Below are 16041 nucleotides of genomic sequence, written 5' to 3'. Positions count from 1 at the left end.
GTCGAGCGCGGTTCTCCCTGGCCGGCATCCGGCGCTCCGTCAAGGAGCCTGTCTCAGTCATCTGGCGGATCCGCCGTGTGTACCGGGGCCCGCTGGCCCGGAAGCGCGGGTGGCAGCCGGTCGAGCAGCTCCCTGCGTTCCTGCGCGAAAGCAGGGTCGGCCTGGTAGTCGGAGTGGCCGAGTATCGGTTCCGGAAGGGGATGGCTGTCGGTGCGCCCGTAGACCACCGGGTCTCTCAGCGCTGCACGGTCGACGGCGGGCTTGCCCTGCTCGGGCGGGAGCAGCAGCGGTCCGCCGATCGGATCCGTGTGGCGCCAGAGATTGCGCCAGCAGTGCAGCTCCCGGTGGAGCGCGCGAAGTGCCGCGGGACCGAAGTAGGCGGGGAACCAGCGCCCGTAGAGGCGCTCCAGGGGGGAACCGTAGGTGAGCAGGGCCACTCTGCGCCGGGTGGCGGCGGGGAGCTGCCAGACCGCGGCGGCGGCCAGCACGCTGCCCTGTGAGTGGCCCGAGATGACGAGGCGTCCGCCGGTGCTGCCGGTCCAGGAAGCCATGCGCCAGGTGAGGTCGGGCACGGCCCGCTCGGCGTAGCAGGGCGGGGCGAAGGGGTGGGCGGCGCGCGGCCAGAACGTGCCGACGTCCCAGAGGATGCCGATGGTCCGCCGGGCCGCCGCGTCCCGGTAAGCGCGTCTGCCCCAGGTGACGATCAGCACGAAGCCGAGCCCGATCAGCAGCGAGCCCAGTGTCTGTGCGGCGTCGGCGATGGCCTCCACCACCGGATGGGCCCGGTCGAAGGCTTCGCCCGGGACCTCACCGGTCGCCCAGGAGCCTGCCAGCGCGCCCCCGCCGAGCAGCAGGGTGGCGGTGCACAGGATGCCGATGATGGCAGGGATGGCGTCGGTGAGGGCCGCGGTGGCCCGGGTGGCGGCAATGCGCCTGGTGCGGACCTCGTCGGGCCGCTCGGCGGGGTAGTCCTGTTCCACCGCCGCGGCGAGGGAGCGGGCGGTGCGCCATGTCCGTACGGCGAGTACCGCCAGCGGGACGAGTAGCAGGAGCAGCAGCACGGGGATGACCGACGCCTGCCAGCTGAGCAGCACGGGCGGGCCGGTGATGGGCCCGCGGCCCATCCCCGGTGTTCCGGGGCCGTCCAGCCAGTCGGCGACCCGCTGGGCGACGCCACCGGTCATGACCCCGCCGAGGGCGCAGGCCAGGAGGGCGACCGCGGGCCCGCCCAGGCCGTTCAGGGCGGTGCGGGGATGGCGGGCACGCCGGTGCAGGAGATGAGCGGACACGGCCAGGGCCACGATCAGGACGCCCTGGACGAGGGTGAGTATCCGGAAGGCCTCCTCGCCGGGGAGTGTGCCGTGGGAGGCCCAGCCGGGGCGGGACCAGGACGCGTAGAGCATGGCGAGGGCCAGCAGGACCAGGGAGACGCCGGGCAGCCAGCCGACGACGGCACGGTCGACGCGCTGGTCGATGAGGCTGTCGCTGTGCCCGCGGCGGAACACGACCGCGACGACGAAGGCACCGGCGAGGGCGAGCACCGACTCCAGGGCCCGGCCCACGAGATCGAGCGCGAGGACGTCCGCACCGCGGTCGTGGCGCGCGGCCGCCCCGGCGACGGCGGCTGCCACGATCAGGAATCCGGCCGCGGTGTGCGCGGCCCGCAGCCGGGCGACGATGCGCCGCCCGTACCAGAAGCCGGGCCGCCCGAGTGCGGGGCGCATGGACGACGGCCCGCCCGTGGTGCCGCCGGTCGCGATCGCTCCGGTGACTCTGGTGGCTCCGGTGCCGTGTGCGGCTTCGGTGGCGGGCGGCCGCTGGGACTCGTAGGCGCTCCAGGTGCGGTTGGACAGGTACCAGAGCAGTCCCACGAGTGCCGTGGGGACGAGCGCCGCCAGTGAGAGGCGCCGGCCCGGCTGTGACCACCAGCCGTCGCCCGCCGCGGAGAGGAACCCCAGCCAGGACCGGCGCGCCGAGCAGGGTGCCGAGCCCGCGCACTGCCAGGCCGTCAGATCGAGTGCGACCTCGCAGGCGGCCGCGGTGAGCAGGGCGGTGAGGCTGAGCGCCACGAGCCGGACCAGCATTCCGTAGCATCTGACCGCGGCCGGCGGGCCCTTGGTCGTCGGGCGCATCCAGTGCGCGAGGTTGACCACCATGAACGGCAGGAGCAGCAGCCAGAGCGCGCGGGCGCCGTTGCCCGAGGTGAGGTTGGCCCAGGAGTACGCCTCGGGCACCGGACCGTGTGCGGTCCGGTCGGGGTGCTGCTCGGCGTCGGCGTCCTCGGGGCGCCGGTAGACGGCCGCGGTCGCGTCGCCGGTGATCCTGACGGTGCGGGGGTCGCCGAGCATGTCCTGCGGGGTGGCGCCGCCGACGCCGTGGACCAGGAGCTCCAGGGCGGCACCGCCGCCCTCGGCTTCGGCCGATGGTGCGGGTAAACGGGCTGGTTCACAAGCCGGTTCGTGTGCGGGGGTGGCAGCAGACAATTCCGTGGCTCCTCTCCGCTGGGAGGATCGACCGCGTGTCCAGAGTCGCGCTCCGTGGCTCACCGGCGCGGGCTTCTCCTGGAATCTCCCCCGTACGAGTGCCTCTGGACCATGGCAGGATGAACAGCCCAGCCGAAGGAGCGACCCCGGTGGTGAACGGCAGGCAGGACCTCCGCGCGGAACAGCGGCGCGCCCTGTTCCGCGACGGGGTGCGGCGCCGGGGCGGTGCCCGGGGCAGCGTGCTCACCCGCAGTGGGGACGTCTCCCCTGTGACCGTGAGCCGCGGTCCGGACGCTCTCGCCCGGCGGGGGGCCGTCACGAAGGTGGACGGCGGTGCGATGCACGGCGAGGCGGGGCACGGCGGTGCGAGGGCACATGAGCCGGGGTGCGGAGCCAAGTCGGCGCCGGAGCCCGGCGCGACGGAGGACATCGCACGGACGGCCCTCGGCATGGTCGCGCCGGGAAGCGCCCTCGCCCTGCCGGGCGGCACGGCGACCGAGGGACTGCCGGACGGGGCGCGTGCGTCGCTCACGGAACGTCTGCCGCGTCCGGTGGTGGCGGACGGGGCACCCGGGCGCGAAACGGCCACCGGGGACTGAGCCATGGCCGTCTTCCGCGTCGTCCGTACGACACCGCTCCCCGCCGCCGAGACCTGGCGGCGCCTCACCGACTGGCCCGCGCACGCGGCGCACGTACCGCTGACCCGGATCTCGGTCCTCACACCCGCCCCAACGGGCGCGGGCACCCGCTTCGTCGCCCGCACCGGGCTGGGTCCCTGCGCCTTCGACGACATCATGGAGGTCGTGCACTGGCAGCCCCCGGCCCCGGGACTCCCGGGCCGGTGCCGCCTCGAGAAGCGCGGTCGGGTCGTCCTCGGCTGGGCCGAGATCGTGGTGCGGGAGGCGCCCGGAGGGTCCCGGGTGACCTGGGAGGAGGAGCTCCGGCCACGGGGCGTGCCCCGCGCCCTGGATGCGGCTGTGGCACTGGCGGCCCGCCGGGTGTTCGGCCGGGTGGTCGACGGCCTGCTGGTCAGGGCCTAGGACTGGCCAGCGCTTCGCTCACGTTGGCATGCTGCCGCATCGACGTTCCGGCGGCTATGGTGTCCCGGCCCGTACGCCACGCCGCCCCGACCCACCCGGAGGTACGCTCCGATGCCACGCAGGCTGAATTCCGTGCCGCTCGACTTCGCCGAGTCCGCCCCCGTGCGCCTCGTCTTCACCGCCGACGTCGCCGCGTCTCCGTCGGAGGTCTACCGCGCACTCGCCGACGACGTCGAAGGCTGGCCGGCCTGGTTCACCGCCGTGGCGCGGGCGAAGCCGACCCGGGAGGGCGCCGGCCGGGATGTCGCTCTGCGGGGCGGGATCCGTTTCCGGGAGACGGTCATGGCGTCGGAGCCGGCGACGCGGTACGCCTACCGGATCGACGAAACCAATCTGCCCGGTGTGCGGGCCATGCTCGAGGAGTGGTGCCTTGCGCCCGCAGGGACCGGGACCCGGGTGCGGTGGACCATGGCGGTCGACGGCCCGGGGCTGCTCCGGGTCGGGATGCGGCTGGGGAAGGCAGGCGTGGGCTACTCCTTCCGGGACGCGGTGCGCCGTCTCGACCGCCGTCTCGCGTCGCGGGCCGGCTGAGCCGCTGACGGGCACTCAGTCCGGCCAGCTCCCCGTGGCGAGGAAGCGGTCGATCGCCTCGGCGTACGGGGCGATGTCAAGACCTTGTCCGGCCAGCCAGGCGTCGGAGTAGTACTTGTCGAGGTAGCGGTCGCCCGGGTCGCAGATCAGTGTCACCACGCTGCCCTTGTCCCCTGCGGTCACCATCTCCGCGACGATCTTCAGCGCGCTCCACAGCCCGGTGCCGGTGGAGCCGCCCGCCTTGCGGCCGATGGCCCGTTCCAGGGCGCGGACGGCGGCGACGGTCGCCGCGTCCGGCACCTTCATCATCCGGTCGATGGCGCCGGGGACGAAGCTCGGTTCCATACGGGGGCGGCCGATGCCCTCGATTCGCGAGCCGCAGTCGCTGGTGGCCGTCGCGTCGCCGCGGGTCCAGCCGTCGAAGAAGCAGGAGTTCTCCGGGTCGGGCACACACACGCGGGTGTCGTACTGCATGTAGTGGACGTAGCGGGCGATGGTCGCGGAGGTGCCGCCCGTACCGGCGGTGGCGACGATCCAGGCGGGCTCCGGATAGCGTTCCCGGTTCAGCTGCTGGTAGATCGACTCCGCGATGTTGTTGTTTCCACGCCAGTCGGTCGCCCGCTCGGCATAGGTGAACTGGTCCATGTAGTGACCACCGCACTCGACCGCGAGCGCCGCCGACTCCTCGTACACCTTCATCGGGTCGTCCACGAAGTGGCACTGTCCGCCGTGGAATTCGATGAGACGGCACTTCTCGGCACTGGTGGTGCGCGGCATGACGGCGATGAACGGAACGCCGATCAGCTTCGCGAAGTAGGCCTCCGAGACGGCGGTCGAACCGCTGGAGGCTTCGATGACCGGTCTGCCGGGGCGGATCCAGCCGTTGCACAGCCCGTACAGGAACAGCGAGCGGGCGAGGCGGTGCTTGAGGCTTCCGGTGGGATGGGTGGACTCGTCCTTCAGGTAGAGGTCGATGCCCCACTGCTCGGGCAGGGGGAAGCGCAGCAGATGGGTGTCGGCCGATCTGTTCGCATCGGCCTGCACCTTCCGGACCGCGTCCTTCAGCCACGCCCGGTACTCGGTGTCGCTCCGGTCCACGTCGATCGTGGCCGCCGCCTCGTACGTACTCATGCGCCCCACTCCTTGCCTGCACTTGCCGCTTCTTGAATCCTGCACGCCCCGCCAGCCCACTCCCCACTGCACCATAAGCCCCTCACCTGCACAAACGTTCACTTTGGGGTTTCATAGCAACTACTTGTGGCAAGGTGTCGAAATGCACCCTGGCGTCCCCGCGACCGGCTGGGCAGACTGGGTGCGGCAGCTCGTACGAGTCGTGCGAAGGGGGCGGCGGTCTTGCAGGAACCGGAGTTCAGTGCCACGGGTGTACGGATCGAGCGGTGGCCCCGCTCGCTGACCAAGGCCGGTCAGGTCCTCATCGAGGACGGCCGTCTCGCCCTGCTGACGAGTTACGGCCGGGTGATCGACAGTGCCCCGGTGGACGCCGTCCATGCGGGCAGGCCGTGGTTCGCGGGCGACGACAGCACCGTCGCGACGGTCAACGGCACCCGTTACCGGCTGACCATGGACCGCCCGGGGCGCACACAGGACGGCCACAGGCTCGACGGTACGGCGCTGGCAGGCCGGTTCCTGGACGCGGTGCGCAGAGCCGGGGGCGACCTCGACTGACCGCCGTACCTGGTCACCGCTCGCCCCACGGCTGCACACGGGGACCCGCGCGTGGAGTTGCGCAGTCGTCACTCCTGGTTCACGCTTGACTTCATCACTCAGGGTTCACCGGCGGCTACTCTGCGATCCAGACCGTCGGCACACACAGCAGGCAGCCAACTGCTGGATCCGTTCCTTCGCCTTCTTCCGGACCTCTTTCGGGGAGTCGCAGCCGTGATCAGCGAGGCAAGCAGGCATTGCAGGGTGGAGCTCCAGGCTCTGCCGGCGCGGATCGGTCAGGTCCGCAGAATCGTGTCGGCGCAACTGCGCTACTGGCATCTCGATCCCCTGATCGACCATGCGGCGCTGGGCGTCACGGAGTTGCTGACCAACGTGCACCGGCACGCCCAGCCGGACAAACTGTGCGCCGTCGAGCTCGAGGTGCTGCTCAACCGGCTCACCGTCTCGGTGCACGACCATGACCCGCGGCTGCCCACCGCGGGAAGCACGGGCAGCCGGCTGGAGACCACGGGCCGGGGACTCGCACTGATAGCTGCGCTGAGCGAGAGCTGGGGCGTGCGGCCCAAGGGCGAGGGCGGCAAGGCCGTGTGGTTCACACTTCCGGCGCCACTGCCCCTGGCGTACCGGCCGACGTTCGCCGATGCCGTGGTGTGCGGTGCGGGCGTGGCCACGCCCGTCGCCACCGACGGAGCCGGCGTGGTTTCGCTGGACGAGCCCTTCGCCGTCGTCGACGCGGGGACGGGACCTGCACACGAGGCGCGCACGCCCGCCGTGGCCCGCTCCGCAGCCTCCTCCCGCTGACGGCGAAGACTCAGGACGCGCGGGCCGGAAGCAGGCTCATCGGGTCGTCCAGGACGGGCTGCCAGGCCAGTTCGGCGGCACCCACCAGGCTGTTGTGATCGAGGGTGCAGGGCAGGATCGGCACTCCGCCGCTGCGCCCCCACAGACTGCGGTCCGCGACGACCGCGCGCAGCCGCTCGGGGTCGGCGTCGAGGAGCTCGCGGTGCAGACCGCCGAGGATGATGCGGTCGGGGTTGAGGATGTTGACGAGGCCCGCGAGGCCGAGGCCGAGCCGGTCCACGATCTCCTCCGCCGCGGCCCGCACCGAGAGTTCGCCGTATCCGGTGCGCAGCAGGTCGATGGACTGCTGCAGGAGTGACACCTCGGGGCCCGGATCGCGGCCGGCCGCGGTGAGGAAGGCCAGCGGGTCGGCCTCCACGTCGAGGCAGCCCCGGCTGCCGCAATGGCAGGGACGGCCCTCGGGGTTGACGGTGAGGTGGCCGACCTCCAGCGCCAGGCCCGAACTCCCCGTGTGCAGCCGCCCGTCGAGCACCAGGGCGCCACCGACGCCGCGATGCCCGGTGGCCACACAGAGCAGATGCCGCGCTCCCCTGCCCGCGCCGTGCCGGTGCTCGGCGAGGGCGGCGAGGTTGACGTCGTTGCCCGTGAAGACCGGCCCCTCGATGCCCACCGCACGGACGCGCTCGGTGAAGATGTCCCGCACCGGAGCGCCCGCGGACCAGGCCAGATGCAGCGGGTTCAGGGCGGTGCCCTCGGGTTCGGCCACCGCGGAGGGCACGGCGAGCCCGGCCCCGACACACCGCCGCCCGCTGGCGCGGAGCAGTTGGGCTCCAGCCTCCACCACTTCGCCGAGCACCTGGGCCGGGTCGGCGGAGACCGTGACGCAGCCGGGGGCGGTGGCGACGATCGCGCCGCCGAGTCCGACGAGCGCGGCCCGGAACCCGTCGGCGTGCACCTGGGCGGCGAGTGCCACCGGCCCTTCGCCGTCGACCGACAGCCGGTGCGATGGGCGGCCCTGGGAGCCCGCGGCCTCCGGCCGGGAGTCGACGCGGATGAGCCCGAGCGCCTCGAGTTCCGCCGCCACGGCTCCGGCCGTGGCGCGGGTGACGCCGAGTTCGGCGGTGAGCACGGCGCGGGTGGGCGCCCGGCCGGTGTGCACCAGTTCCAGCGCGGGGCCGAGTACGTTACGGCCTCTCTCCAGCCTCGTCCGCGTGGTCGTCACCTTGCCGCTCATGAGGGCGAGTCTCCCATGATCCCGCGAGGTTGTGTCGCGAGCGCCTCACCCCTTACGCTGACTTTGTGCCGCTACTAAACAAATCACGGACGGCCGCCCCGGGGAGCCACGGCGAAGACCTCGCCCGCCACTCACTGAACCGCCTCCGCACCGCCCTGACCCTGTTCTTCGCCCTCGACGGCTTCCTGTTCGCCGGCTGGGTGGTCCGCATCCCCGCGATCAAGGACCAGACCGGGGCCTCGGCCAGCGCCCTGGGCATGGCCCTGCTCGGGGTGTCCGCGGGCGCGGTGGTCACGATGACCCTGACCGGACGCCTGTGCGGCCGTTTCGGGACGCGCCCGGTGACGGTACTCGCGGGGGCCCTCATGTCGCTGAGCATCGCCCTGCCCGCACAGACCCATTCGGCGCTCGCCCTCGGCCTGGTGCTGCTCGCCTTCGGCGCGGCCTACGGCGGTGTCAACGTGGCGATGAACAGCGCCGCCGTCGAGCTGGTCGCCGCGCTGCGACGCCCCGTGATGCCCGGCTTCCACGCCGCGTTCAGCCTCGGGGGCATGATCGGGGCGGGCATCGGCGGGCTGGTCGCCGCGGGCCTCTCCCCCGAGACCCATCTCCTCTCGCTCACCGTGATAGGCCTGCTGACCACGGCCGTGGCCGGGCCGATGCTGCTGCGGCACCGCCTGCCCGCACTGCCGGACGACGCCGCGTCCCCCACGGCCACGCCGGCACCCGCCGGCCGCAGCAGCCGCACCCGCCGACTCGTCGTGCTGTTCGGAGTGATCGCGCTGTGCACGGCGTACGGGGAGGGAGCCCTGGCGGACTGGGGAGCGCTCCACCTGGAGCAGGACCTCCACGCCCATCCGGGCATCGCCGCAGCCGGATACGCGCTTTTCGCACTCGCCATGACCGTGGGCCGGCTGACCGGCACCACCCTGCTGGAGCGCCTGGGCCAGACCAGGGTCCTGGCCGCGGGTGGCGCGACCGCCGCGGCGGGCATGCTCATCGGCGCGCTGGCACCCACCACCTGGCTCGCCCTCGCGGGCTTCGCCGTCACGGGGCTGGGTCTGGCGAACATCTTCCCGGTGGCGGTGGGCCGCGCCGGTGCCCTGGCCGGACCCTCGGGTGTGGCCACCGCGTCCACGCTCGGCTACGGCGGGATGCTGCTCGGGCCGCCCGCGATCGGGTTCCTCGCCGACTGGTTCTCCCTGCCGGTGGCTCTCACGACAGTGGCGGGGCTCGCCGCCACGGCAGGGGTCATCGGATTTGCGGCGCGTACGTCCACCCGGTACCGCCACCCGTCGGAACCGTCCCGGGCGCACTGACCCGAAGCTCGGCACAGCCCGCGTGGTGCGCGGATCGTTGCCGCGCGCCACGGCCCGCGCAGCACGTCAATGCCCGTGCCCACGGCTCCCGGGACGATGCGCTGGGAATCACTCCCGCACGAGCCAGTCCGCGCGCACGTCCGACTCGCGGATCCGCACCGGTCGATCGGCGAGGACCGTGACCGCCGCGGCATGGTCCGGCCCCGGGCGCAGGTCGGTGGTGCGGGCGCGCGCGGGAAGGCCGGGGTGGGCGGTGGCGTCGAGCAGCCGGACCGGCAGGCCCGGGGCGGACAGGGTGAGGGTGGCCATGGGGACGCGCAGACCGTCGCCCGTGGCCTTGAGGATGGACTCCTTCCTGGTCCAGACGAGGTAGAAGCCGGTGACGGGTTCCGTCTCGCGGAACCACGCGGTCTCCTCGTCCGACAAGGCGTACCGGGCGAGAGCACGGTGGTCGAGGCCTCGGTCGATCCGTTCCACATCGACCCCGACGGGACCGGCGCGCGTGACGGCCACCGCGATGAGGTCGTCGGTGTGGGAGAGCGAGACATGCAGGTCGAGACCGGGGAGTCGGGGCTTGCCGTGCGGCTGCCCGCAGCCTGGGCACGTCCGGTCGACACGGACGCGGTCGGCGGGGCAGCCGGTGTAGCGGGCGGCCAGGGTACGCAGGAGGACGGCCGCCGTGGCGTGGCGGTCCCGCGCGCCGTGGTTGCCATCGGCCTCGTGGCGCGCGTACCGCTGTCTCTCGGCCGGGTCGAGGAGGGCGAGGCGGTGGGCAGGCACCGTCACCGGGGCCGCCCACCACACATCGCAGTCGACGGGCTCCCGCCCGGGTACCGCGGCAGACGACGGGTCGAACGTCGTCTGCCGCGGCACCGGCTCGGCCGAGCGAGGCGTCAAGAGGCCACGGCCGCGTCTGTCCCCAGCCGGGTCTCCACGAACCGGGCGACGTCCGCGACGGTACGGAAGTTGGCGATGTCCAGGTCCTCGCCCTGCACGGCTATGCCGTACGTACGCTCCACCCACATCACCAGCTGCACCGCGAACAGCGAGTTGATCCGCCCTGCGGCGAACATGTCCTCGTCGTCCGCGAAGCGCTGCCCGCCCGCGTGCTGGGCGACGAACTCGTGGACTTCTTCCAGGTATTCGCTCATGAGGAGACTCCCGTCGTGCTGCCGGACGTGGCCGGCTCGTAGGAATAGAAACCGTGGCCGCTCTTGCGGCCCAGCCGACCGGCCGCCACGAGCTTGCGCAGCAGCGGGGCCGGACGGAACTTGGGGTCGTCGAAGTTGTCGAGCAGGACGTCCAGTGAGTAGAGGACCGTGTCGAGACCGATCAGGTCGGCGGTCTCCAGCGGCCCCATCTGGTGGCCCAGGCACTGGCGGAACAGCCGGTCGATGTCGGGGGCCGTGGAGACCCCTTCGGAGAGGAGGAAGATGGCCTCGTTGACGGTGATCATCGCCACGCGGTTGGTGACGAATCCGGAGGAGTCCTCGACCACGACGCTGTCCTTGCCGATCCGGCGGAACAGCCCTGTGGTCAGGTCGACCGTCTCGGGCGTGGTGTGGAAGCCGCGGATGACCTCCACCAGCGGCTTGAGCGGCACCGGGTTCATGAAGTGGGTGCCGATCACCCGCTCCGCCCGTGAGGTCACCGATGCCATCTTGGTGATGGGGATGGCCGAGGTGTTGACCCCGAACACGCAGTGCTGCGGGCAGATCCGGTCGAGCTCGCGGTAGAGGGCCTCCTTGATGTCCCAGTTCTCCGTGACGTTCTCCACCACGAAGTCCACGTCGGACAGACCGTCGAGCTCGGTGGTGAAGGTGATCGCGTCGAGAACGCTCTTCGGTGAGACCGCTGCCTGGGTGCGGTCGATCATCGTGTAGAGGCGCACGTTGGCCTCGATGGTGTTGCGGGCGCGGTCGAGCGCCTCGGTGGTGGTGTCCACGAGCACCACGGGCAGGCCCGCCGCGGCGAAGGCATGGGACACCCCGATGCCCATCGTGCCCGCGCCGAGGACACCGACGCGCTGGATCGTACTGGTTTCGGTCATCGCGATTCCTTGGAAGCGGAGAGCTGGTGAACGAAGGGTGGGCACTGGTCACGCAGCAGGGCCGGCCAGTCGGCCACGTCCCACCCGTACTGCCGGAGCACCGCGTAGGCGAGCCTTTCCAGACCGAAGCCCACGCAGGCGGAGCAGACGATCTCGCCGTCCTGGCCGCGGATGTCGAATGCCTCGCCGAAGTGCCGTTCGTGCAGGTTGAAGGAGGCGACGGCGATGGTGTCGCCGTCGGGCTCGATTTCCAGGTGGAGTTCGTGCTTGAGCTCCAGGAGCCGCTGCGAGGAGACCCGGGCGGCACCGTCGGCGCCCGCGAAGAACGGGTCGCTGGCCACCTCGCACCGGCCGAACAGGTCGAGTTCCTCGATGAGTGCGACGGCGCGCCGCCGGAAGCGCTCCCGGGACTGACGGACGAAGTCCGTCGGGCCCATGAACACGATCTCGCGGATGGTGAAGTCGCTGAGCCGCTCCAGGGTCGCGTGGTAGCGCGACTCATGGCGGAAGGAGCCGCCGCGTGCGGTCACCACCATCGCCTCGCCGGGGATGGCCGTCCCGGCCCACTGGTTGAACGTGTGGTAGCACATGGTCGGCGGCAGCACGCGCTCCACCGGGCCGCAGCGGTGCAGGATGTGTTCCCCGATGGTGCCGTGCCGCTGCGTGTCCCCGATGAACTGCTGGTACGTGTCCACTTCACCCTGCAGCCTGGCGGCGAACATCAGGTGCTGCGGGAACGAGGACAGATAGCCGCTGCGGTGGAGCGCGCTCACCGGCAGTGTCGTGGGGTAGCGGTACTCGACACCGCCGAACTCGTCCAGCACGATGTCGCGCACCAGCCGGTCCAGTGCGTCGACAGCGGTGAGCGCGGGATGGCCCAGGGCCACCTGGCCGGGCCCGACCTCGTGGACCACGCCGTCGGCGCGCATGGCCTCGAAGGAGGTGTCCTCGCGCGCCCGGCGGCTGGACGACGAGCGCCACAGCACCTTGGGCGGTGACGCGAGCTGCGGGCGGACCTCGGTGGCGATGACCGCCTTGAGCTTGCGGCCGAGTTCCTCGACGTCGGCCTCGGACGCGGTCTCCACACCGACCGCCACCACTGCGGCGCCGTCGTCGGACATCTTGAGCTCGAAGCCGGTGATCGACTCGGAGACGAAGTACACCCGGCGCCGCAGTTCGTCGATATGCGCTCCGGAGAGCGGTTCGTCGAGCGCCAGTTGGTATCGGTACATCGGTTCCTCTCAGGCCGGGCCGGACAGGCCCAGCAGTCCGGAGATGATCGAGCGCTGGATCTGGGAGGTGCCGCCGTAGATGGTCCCGGCCAGCACGTCGCGTACCTCCCGCTCCACACCCAGGTCCTCGGTGTAGCCGCGGGCGCCGTGGAGCTGCATGGTCTCCAGTGCACTGGCCTTGAGGCTTTCGCTGACGTACAGCTTCAGCATCGACACCTCGTTGAGCGCGAGCCGCCCCTGGGAGCGCAGCCAGCCCACCTTGTAGAGCAGGAGCTGGGACAGCTCCAGGCGCACCCGCATGTCGGCGATGGTGTGGGAGACGGCCTGGAAGTCGCCGATGGGACGCCCGAACTGCTGCCGGGTGGAGGCATGGCGGACGCATCGGTCGACGAGCCGGGCCAGCACACCCACCTGGCTGGCGACCATGAAGCCGCGCTCCCACTCCATGGTCCGGGTGAACGCCGCGTATCCGCCGCCCTCGCTGCCCAGCAGGAGGTCGGCCGGGACAGCGCAGTCGGTGAAGGAGACCTCGCCCATCGGGGTGCCGCGCAGCCCGGCCTTGGGGATCTCCCGGACGGTGAGGCCGGGGGTGTCGGCCGGCACGATGAAGGCGGACAGGGCCTGCTGGGGGGCGGCGGTCTCACTGGTGCGGGCGAAGACGATGAACAGGTCGGCCACGGGGGCGTTGCTGATGAACATCTTCGTGCCGTTGAGGACGTACCGCCCGCCGTCCCGGACCGCGGTGGTGCGTAGCGACAGCATGTCCGAGCCGGTCTCCTCCTCGGTCAGCGCGTGCGCGCCGATCAGGGAGCCGTCGCAGAGCGCGGGGAGCCAGCGCTTGCACTGCTCGGGGGTGCCGTGGTCGAGGAGGTACACGGCGCAGGCGAAGAGGTGGTTGTTGATCGCGAAGACCAGGCCGTTGTCCGCGCAGCCCTGGCCGAGTGCCTCGAAGGCCATGATGGTGGTGAGGGGGTCGAGTCCTGCGCCGCCGTACTCGGCGGGGATCGGCCAGCCCAGGACGCCGAAGTCGGCGCACGCCTTCCAGCCGTCCCGGTCGAAGAGCCGCTCCCGGTCGAGGCGGGCGACGTCGGCGCCGAGCTGCTGCCGGGCGAAACGGCGGACGCGGTTGCGCAGGACCGTCTGCTCGCGGGTGGGCGCGAAGTGCATGGCCGGTGCCGTCGTCATCGTGACCGCTCCTGAGGTGTCTCGGTGGTGTGGTGGGTCGCGGCCTGTTCGCGCGCGAGGTCCCGCAGCTCGCCGCCGTAGTCGATCAGCCCGCCCTTCGAGGCGTACCGGCGCGGTGCGCCGCCCGTGCGCCGGATCAGCGTGACGCTGTTCTGGACGAGCTTGTGCGGCTCCAGCAGGTTCATGACCTCGAGCTCGCCGGGGCGTGAGCGCACCATCCGGTCGAGATAGCGCAGGATGGCCTCGCCCTCCGGATAGGTCATCAGGTAGTGCAGGGCGATCAGGCCGCCGTCCGGGTTGATCAGATCCAGGAAGTGGTCGAGGAAGAACAGGCACTCCCAGGCGTCCACCCAGGCGAAGTCGATCGGGGTGAAGTCCTCGGGCAGTAGTGCCCTGCACTCCTGGAGCGGCGCGTTGACGATGGTGACCCGGTCGGTGAGCCCGAGTTCGTCGAGGACCTCCTTGACCCGGCCCGCGGAGGAGTCGGCGATCGACAGATCGTCCACCGCGACCAGCTGGGGCCGGTAGGGCTCCAGGTACTGAGCCGGTACGGCCAGCGGTGGTTCGGCGTTGAGCCAGGTCTCGTCGAGTTCCGCGCCGCCGTCCAGGTACGGGCGGGTCTTGGCGGCCAGCGCCGCCGACTCCTCCTCGAACAGGGCCTCGGACTCGGCCAGGGCGGCTGCCAGGAAGGGCGTGGTGTAGCCCATCCCCACCTCGAGTACCCGGCGGGGCCTGGTCATCCTGACGAGGTTGGCCAGCAGCGGGGCCACCACCTCGGTCCCCATGCCCGGGACCCGCAGCCGGGAGACGGCGGTGTCGAATGCGTCAGGTGTACGGCGGTGGGTGCCGTCGGTCATGAGAGTTCTCCTCGGTTCGCCGGCGCTACGAGCCGGCTCCGTACGAACAGCAGGGGTGCCCGGTCGGACAGGACACCGAAAGCGCGTACGCCGGCGATCACCACGGTGTGGTCCCCGGCCTGGTGGGCCTGCTCCACGGCGCAGTCGAAATAGCCGACCCCTTCCGCGAACACGGGCGCGCCGGAGTGGGGTGCGGGCCGCCAGTCGTCGCCCATGGCCTCGATGCCCAGTGCGCGGGTGGGATCGGCCAACCGCTGTGCGGCGTCCCGCTGTTCGGCGGACAGCACGGTCACCGCGAAGGCACCGGTCGCGGTCACCCGGGCACAGGTGCGGCCTGCGGTGCTCAGCGAGACGAGGACCAGCAGCGGGTCCGTGGACACGGTGGTGAAGGAGTTCACCAGCGTTGCGTGCGGTTGTCCGTCGATCACGGTGCTGAGCAGGGTGACGCCGGTGGGCAGGCGCCCCGCCACCTGGCGGAAGCCCGCCTCGTCCTGGACCGGGGCGGTCACCGGGACCCGGGCGCTCATCGGGCCAGCTCCCGCAGACGGCCCAGATGCTCCAGGCCCGCCAGCACCGTATCGGCGGGCAGCCCGAAGTCGACGAGACAGGCCACTTCGTCGATTCCGCACTCCCGCAGCCGTGCGATCACCCGCAGCGCCTTGTCGGGAGTGCCGAGCAGTCCGCCGTGGTCGAAGTAGCGGTCGAAGGCGCGCTGGACGATGAACTCGACATCGTCGGGACGCAGCGCTGCGGGGTCGATGCGGCGGTTGCCGTCCAGACCGGAGCCGAGCAGCAGGCCGAGGGAACTGCGCAGGTAGTCGCTGAGCGGCTCTCGCACGGTGCTTCGGACCTCGTCCTCCTCCGTCCCCAGATAGGTGTGGATCATCAGCGCGACATGGCCCGGCCGACCGGTGGCCTGCTTGTGCTCGGTCTGGTATTCCGCGATCTTGAGGGCGAGTTCGTCCAGGTCCTGGCCCAGCAGATGAGTGAGGATCCCGGTTCCGGCCCGGCCGGCCCGGCGGAAGGTCTCCACCCCTCCCGCGCTGGTGATCCATACCGGCAGTTCCGGTTGTACCGGCGGCGGGTAGATCCGCACACGCTGCTCGCTGCCGGTGCCGTCCAGGACGGTCATCTCCTCGCCGCGCCACAGCCGGCGGACCTGGTCGATCTGCTCCGGCAGCGCCTCCCTCCGGTCGGCGTAGGCCTCGGGCCTGAACGCGAAGTCGACCGCGTGCCAGCCGGAGGCGAAGGAGACCCCGACCCGGCCGTTGGAGAGGTTGTCCACCACGGACCACTCCTCCGCGATGCGCAGGGGGTGGTGCAGCGGGGCGACCACACTGCCCGCGCGGATCGCCACGCGTTCCGTGACGGCCGCGACGGCGGCCCCGGTCACGGCCGGGTTCGGGTAGAGACCGCCGAAGGGGTGGAAGTGCCGTTCGGGCGTCCACACGGCCGCGAAGTCGTGCTGATCCGCGAACCGCGCGCCCTCCAGCAGCACCCGGTAGCGGTCGCTGTCGTTTTCGAGGCTGTCGTTGGCGAAGTAGAACAGACTGAAATCCATGG

At 71.7% G+C, this 16041-nt stretch carries 17 protein-coding genes; 6 read left to right on the top strand and 11 right to left on the bottom strand.

Annotated features, from left to right (window positions below; translation table 11 throughout):
• Positions 1–53: 53 nt before the first annotated feature.
• Positions 54–2393: a hypothetical protein gene (locus ABZ532_RS27880; RefSeq protein ID WP_361289557.1), complete on the bottom strand. Its 2340-nt coding sequence runs from the start codon at positions 2391–2393 to the stop codon at positions 54–56.
• A 209-nt stretch (positions 2394–2602) separates the two neighbouring features.
• Here ABZ532_RS27880 and ABZ532_RS27875 point away from each other — a divergent pair, with 209 nt between their 5' ends.
• From ABZ532_RS27875 to ABZ532_RS27865, 3 genes are all read left to right on the top strand, one after another.
• Positions 2603–3082 (top strand): hypothetical protein, encoded by a 480-nt coding sequence (locus ABZ532_RS27875; protein ID WP_361289512.1) that lies wholly within the window; start codon positions 2603–2605, stop codon positions 3080–3082.
• Between the two features lie 3 nt (positions 3083–3085).
• Entirely contained in the window at positions 3086–3523 is a 438-nt protein-coding gene (locus ABZ532_RS27870; protein WP_361289508.1) for an SRPBCC family protein, read from the top strand.
• Between the two features lie 111 nt (positions 3524–3634).
• Positions 3635–4114 carry an SRPBCC family protein gene (locus ABZ532_RS27865; protein WP_361289505.1) on the top strand — a complete coding sequence of 160 codons (480 nt, stop codon included), beginning with the start codon at positions 3635–3637 and terminating at the stop codon, positions 4112–4114.
• A gap of 15 nt (positions 4115–4129) precedes the next feature.
• On the opposite strand, the gene ABZ532_RS27860 is transcribed toward ABZ532_RS27865, so the two are convergent.
• Positions 4130–5245 (bottom strand): PLP-dependent cysteine synthase family protein, encoded by a 1116-nt coding sequence (locus ABZ532_RS27860; RefSeq protein ID WP_361289502.1) that lies wholly within the window; start codon positions 5243–5245, stop codon positions 4130–4132.
• A gap of 222 nt (positions 5246–5467) precedes the next feature.
• On the opposite strand from ABZ532_RS27860, the gene ABZ532_RS27855 reads away from it, so the two are divergent.
• Both ABZ532_RS27855 and ABZ532_RS27850 read left to right on the top strand, forming a co-directional pair.
• The gene (locus ABZ532_RS27855; RefSeq protein WP_361289499.1) at positions 5468–5800 is read left to right on the top strand and encodes a hypothetical protein; all 333 of its coding nucleotides are present in this window, start codon (positions 5468–5470) and stop codon (positions 5798–5800) included.
• A gap of 213 nt (positions 5801–6013) precedes the next feature.
• On the top strand, positions 6014–6601 hold the full coding sequence (locus ABZ532_RS27850) for an ATP-binding protein (protein ID WP_361289496.1): 588 nt from the start codon (positions 6014–6016) through the stop codon (positions 6599–6601).
• A 10-nt stretch (positions 6602–6611) separates the two neighbouring features.
• Here the strand turns inward: ABZ532_RS27850 and ABZ532_RS27845 are convergent, their stop codons facing one another.
• Positions 6612–7835 (bottom strand): ROK family protein, encoded by a 1224-nt coding sequence (locus ABZ532_RS27845; RefSeq protein WP_361289493.1) that lies wholly within the window; start codon positions 7833–7835, stop codon positions 6612–6614.
• 65 nt (positions 7836–7900) lie between these two features.
• Between ABZ532_RS27845 and ABZ532_RS27840 the strand changes: the two genes are divergently transcribed.
• The gene (locus ABZ532_RS27840) at positions 7901–9154 is read left to right on the top strand and encodes an MFS transporter (RefSeq protein ID WP_361289490.1); all 1254 of its coding nucleotides are present in this window, start codon (positions 7901–7903) and stop codon (positions 9152–9154) included.
• 108 nt (positions 9155–9262) lie between these two features.
• On the opposite strand, the gene ABZ532_RS27835 is transcribed toward ABZ532_RS27840, so the two are convergent.
• The 8 genes from ABZ532_RS27835 to ABZ532_RS27800 are packed head-to-tail and all read right to left on the bottom strand — an operon-like array spanning position 9263 to position 16039.
• Positions 9263–10051: a 4'-phosphopantetheinyl transferase superfamily protein gene (locus ABZ532_RS27835; RefSeq protein ID WP_361289487.1), complete on the bottom strand. Its 789-nt coding sequence runs from the start codon at positions 10049–10051 to the stop codon at positions 9263–9265.
• On the bottom strand, positions 10048–10305 hold the full coding sequence (locus tag ABZ532_RS27830) for an acyl carrier protein (RefSeq protein WP_361289484.1): 258 nt from the start codon (positions 10303–10305) through the stop codon (positions 10048–10050). Before ABZ532_RS27830 ends, ABZ532_RS27835 begins: the two co-directional genes overlap by 4 nt.
• A complete protein-coding gene (locus ABZ532_RS27825) occupies positions 10302–11204 on the bottom strand; it encodes a 3-hydroxyacyl-CoA dehydrogenase family protein (protein WP_361289481.1) in 903 nt (300 codons plus the stop codon). The genes ABZ532_RS27830 and ABZ532_RS27825 overlap by 4 nt, the downstream gene beginning before the upstream one ends.
• The gene (locus tag ABZ532_RS27820) at positions 11201–12436 is read right to left on the bottom strand and encodes a hypothetical protein (protein ID WP_361289478.1); all 1236 of its coding nucleotides are present in this window, start codon (positions 12434–12436) and stop codon (positions 11201–11203) included. The genes ABZ532_RS27825 and ABZ532_RS27820 overlap by 4 nt, the downstream gene beginning before the upstream one ends.
• A 9-nt stretch (positions 12437–12445) precedes the next feature.
• Positions 12446–13621: an acyl-CoA dehydrogenase family protein gene (locus tag ABZ532_RS27815; protein ID WP_361289474.1), complete on the bottom strand. Its 1176-nt coding sequence runs from the start codon at positions 13619–13621 to the stop codon at positions 12446–12448.
• Complete coding sequence (locus tag ABZ532_RS27810) at positions 13618–14478, bottom strand: hypothetical protein (RefSeq protein ID WP_361289471.1); 861 nt, start codon at positions 14476–14478, stop codon at positions 13618–13620. Before ABZ532_RS27810 ends, ABZ532_RS27815 begins: the two co-directional genes overlap by 4 nt.
• On the bottom strand, positions 14475–15005 hold the full coding sequence (locus tag ABZ532_RS27805; RefSeq protein WP_361289468.1) for a flavin reductase family protein: 531 nt from the start codon (positions 15003–15005) through the stop codon (positions 14475–14477). The genes ABZ532_RS27810 and ABZ532_RS27805 overlap by 4 nt, the downstream gene beginning before the upstream one ends.
• On the bottom strand, positions 15002–16039 hold the full coding sequence (locus tag ABZ532_RS27800) for a MupA/Atu3671 family FMN-dependent luciferase-like monooxygenase (protein WP_361289465.1): 1038 nt from the start codon (positions 16037–16039) through the stop codon (positions 15002–15004). The genes ABZ532_RS27805 and ABZ532_RS27800 overlap by 4 nt, the downstream gene beginning before the upstream one ends.
• Between the last annotated feature and the right edge of the window lie 2 nt (positions 16040–16041).

Origin of the sequence: Streptomyces sp. NPDC019396 (assembly GCF_040632375.1) — a bacterium.
Classification (GTDB): Bacteria; Actinomycetota; Actinomycetes; order Streptomycetales; family Streptomycetaceae; genus Streptomyces.
This window is presented reverse-complemented; position numbering and strand designations above follow the sequence as displayed.

What these genes read in the sequence shown, in the direction of transcription:
- ABZ532_RS27815 (WP_361289474.1), bottom strand. Translation starts at nt 13,621, where the DNA reads ATGACGACGGCACCGGCCATGCACTTCGCGCCCACCCGCGAGCAGACG.
- ABZ532_RS27870 (WP_361289508.1), top strand. Translation starts at nt 3,086, where the DNA reads ATGGCCGTCTTCCGCGTCGTCCGTACGACACCGCTCCCCGCCGCCGAG.
- ABZ532_RS27845 (WP_361289493.1), bottom strand. Translation starts at nt 7,835, where the DNA reads ATGAGCGGCAAGGTGACGACCACGCGGACGAGGCTGGAGAGAGGCCGT.
- ABZ532_RS27825 (WP_361289481.1), bottom strand. Translation starts at nt 11,204, where the DNA reads ATGACCGAAACCAGTACGATCCAGCGCGTCGGTGTCCTCGGCGCGGGC.
- ABZ532_RS27830 (WP_361289484.1), bottom strand. Translation starts at nt 10,305, where the DNA reads ATGAGCGAATACCTGGAAGAAGTCCACGAGTTCGTCGCCCAGCACGCG.
- ABZ532_RS27800 (WP_361289465.1), bottom strand. Translation starts at nt 16,039, where the DNA reads ATGGATTTCAGTCTGTTCTACTTCGCCAACGACAGCCTCGAAAACGAC.
- ABZ532_RS27805 (WP_361289468.1), bottom strand. Translation starts at nt 15,005, where the DNA reads ATGAGCGCCCGGGTCCCGGTGACCGCCCCGGTCCAGGACGAGGCGGGC.
- ABZ532_RS27810 (WP_361289471.1), bottom strand. Translation starts at nt 14,478, where the DNA reads ATGACCGACGGCACCCACCGCCGTACACCTGACGCATTCGACACCGCC.
- ABZ532_RS27875 (WP_361289512.1), top strand. Translation starts at nt 2,603, where the DNA reads ATGAACAGCCCAGCCGAAGGAGCGACCCCGGTGGTGAACGGCAGGCAG.
- ABZ532_RS27865 (WP_361289505.1), top strand. Translation starts at nt 3,635, where the DNA reads ATGCCACGCAGGCTGAATTCCGTGCCGCTCGACTTCGCCGAGTCCGCC.
- ABZ532_RS27860 (WP_361289502.1), bottom strand. Translation starts at nt 5,245, where the DNA reads ATGAGTACGTACGAGGCGGCGGCCACGATCGACGTGGACCGGAGCGAC.
- ABZ532_RS27820 (WP_361289478.1), bottom strand. Translation starts at nt 12,436, where the DNA reads ATGTACCGATACCAACTGGCGCTCGACGAACCGCTCTCCGGAGCGCAT.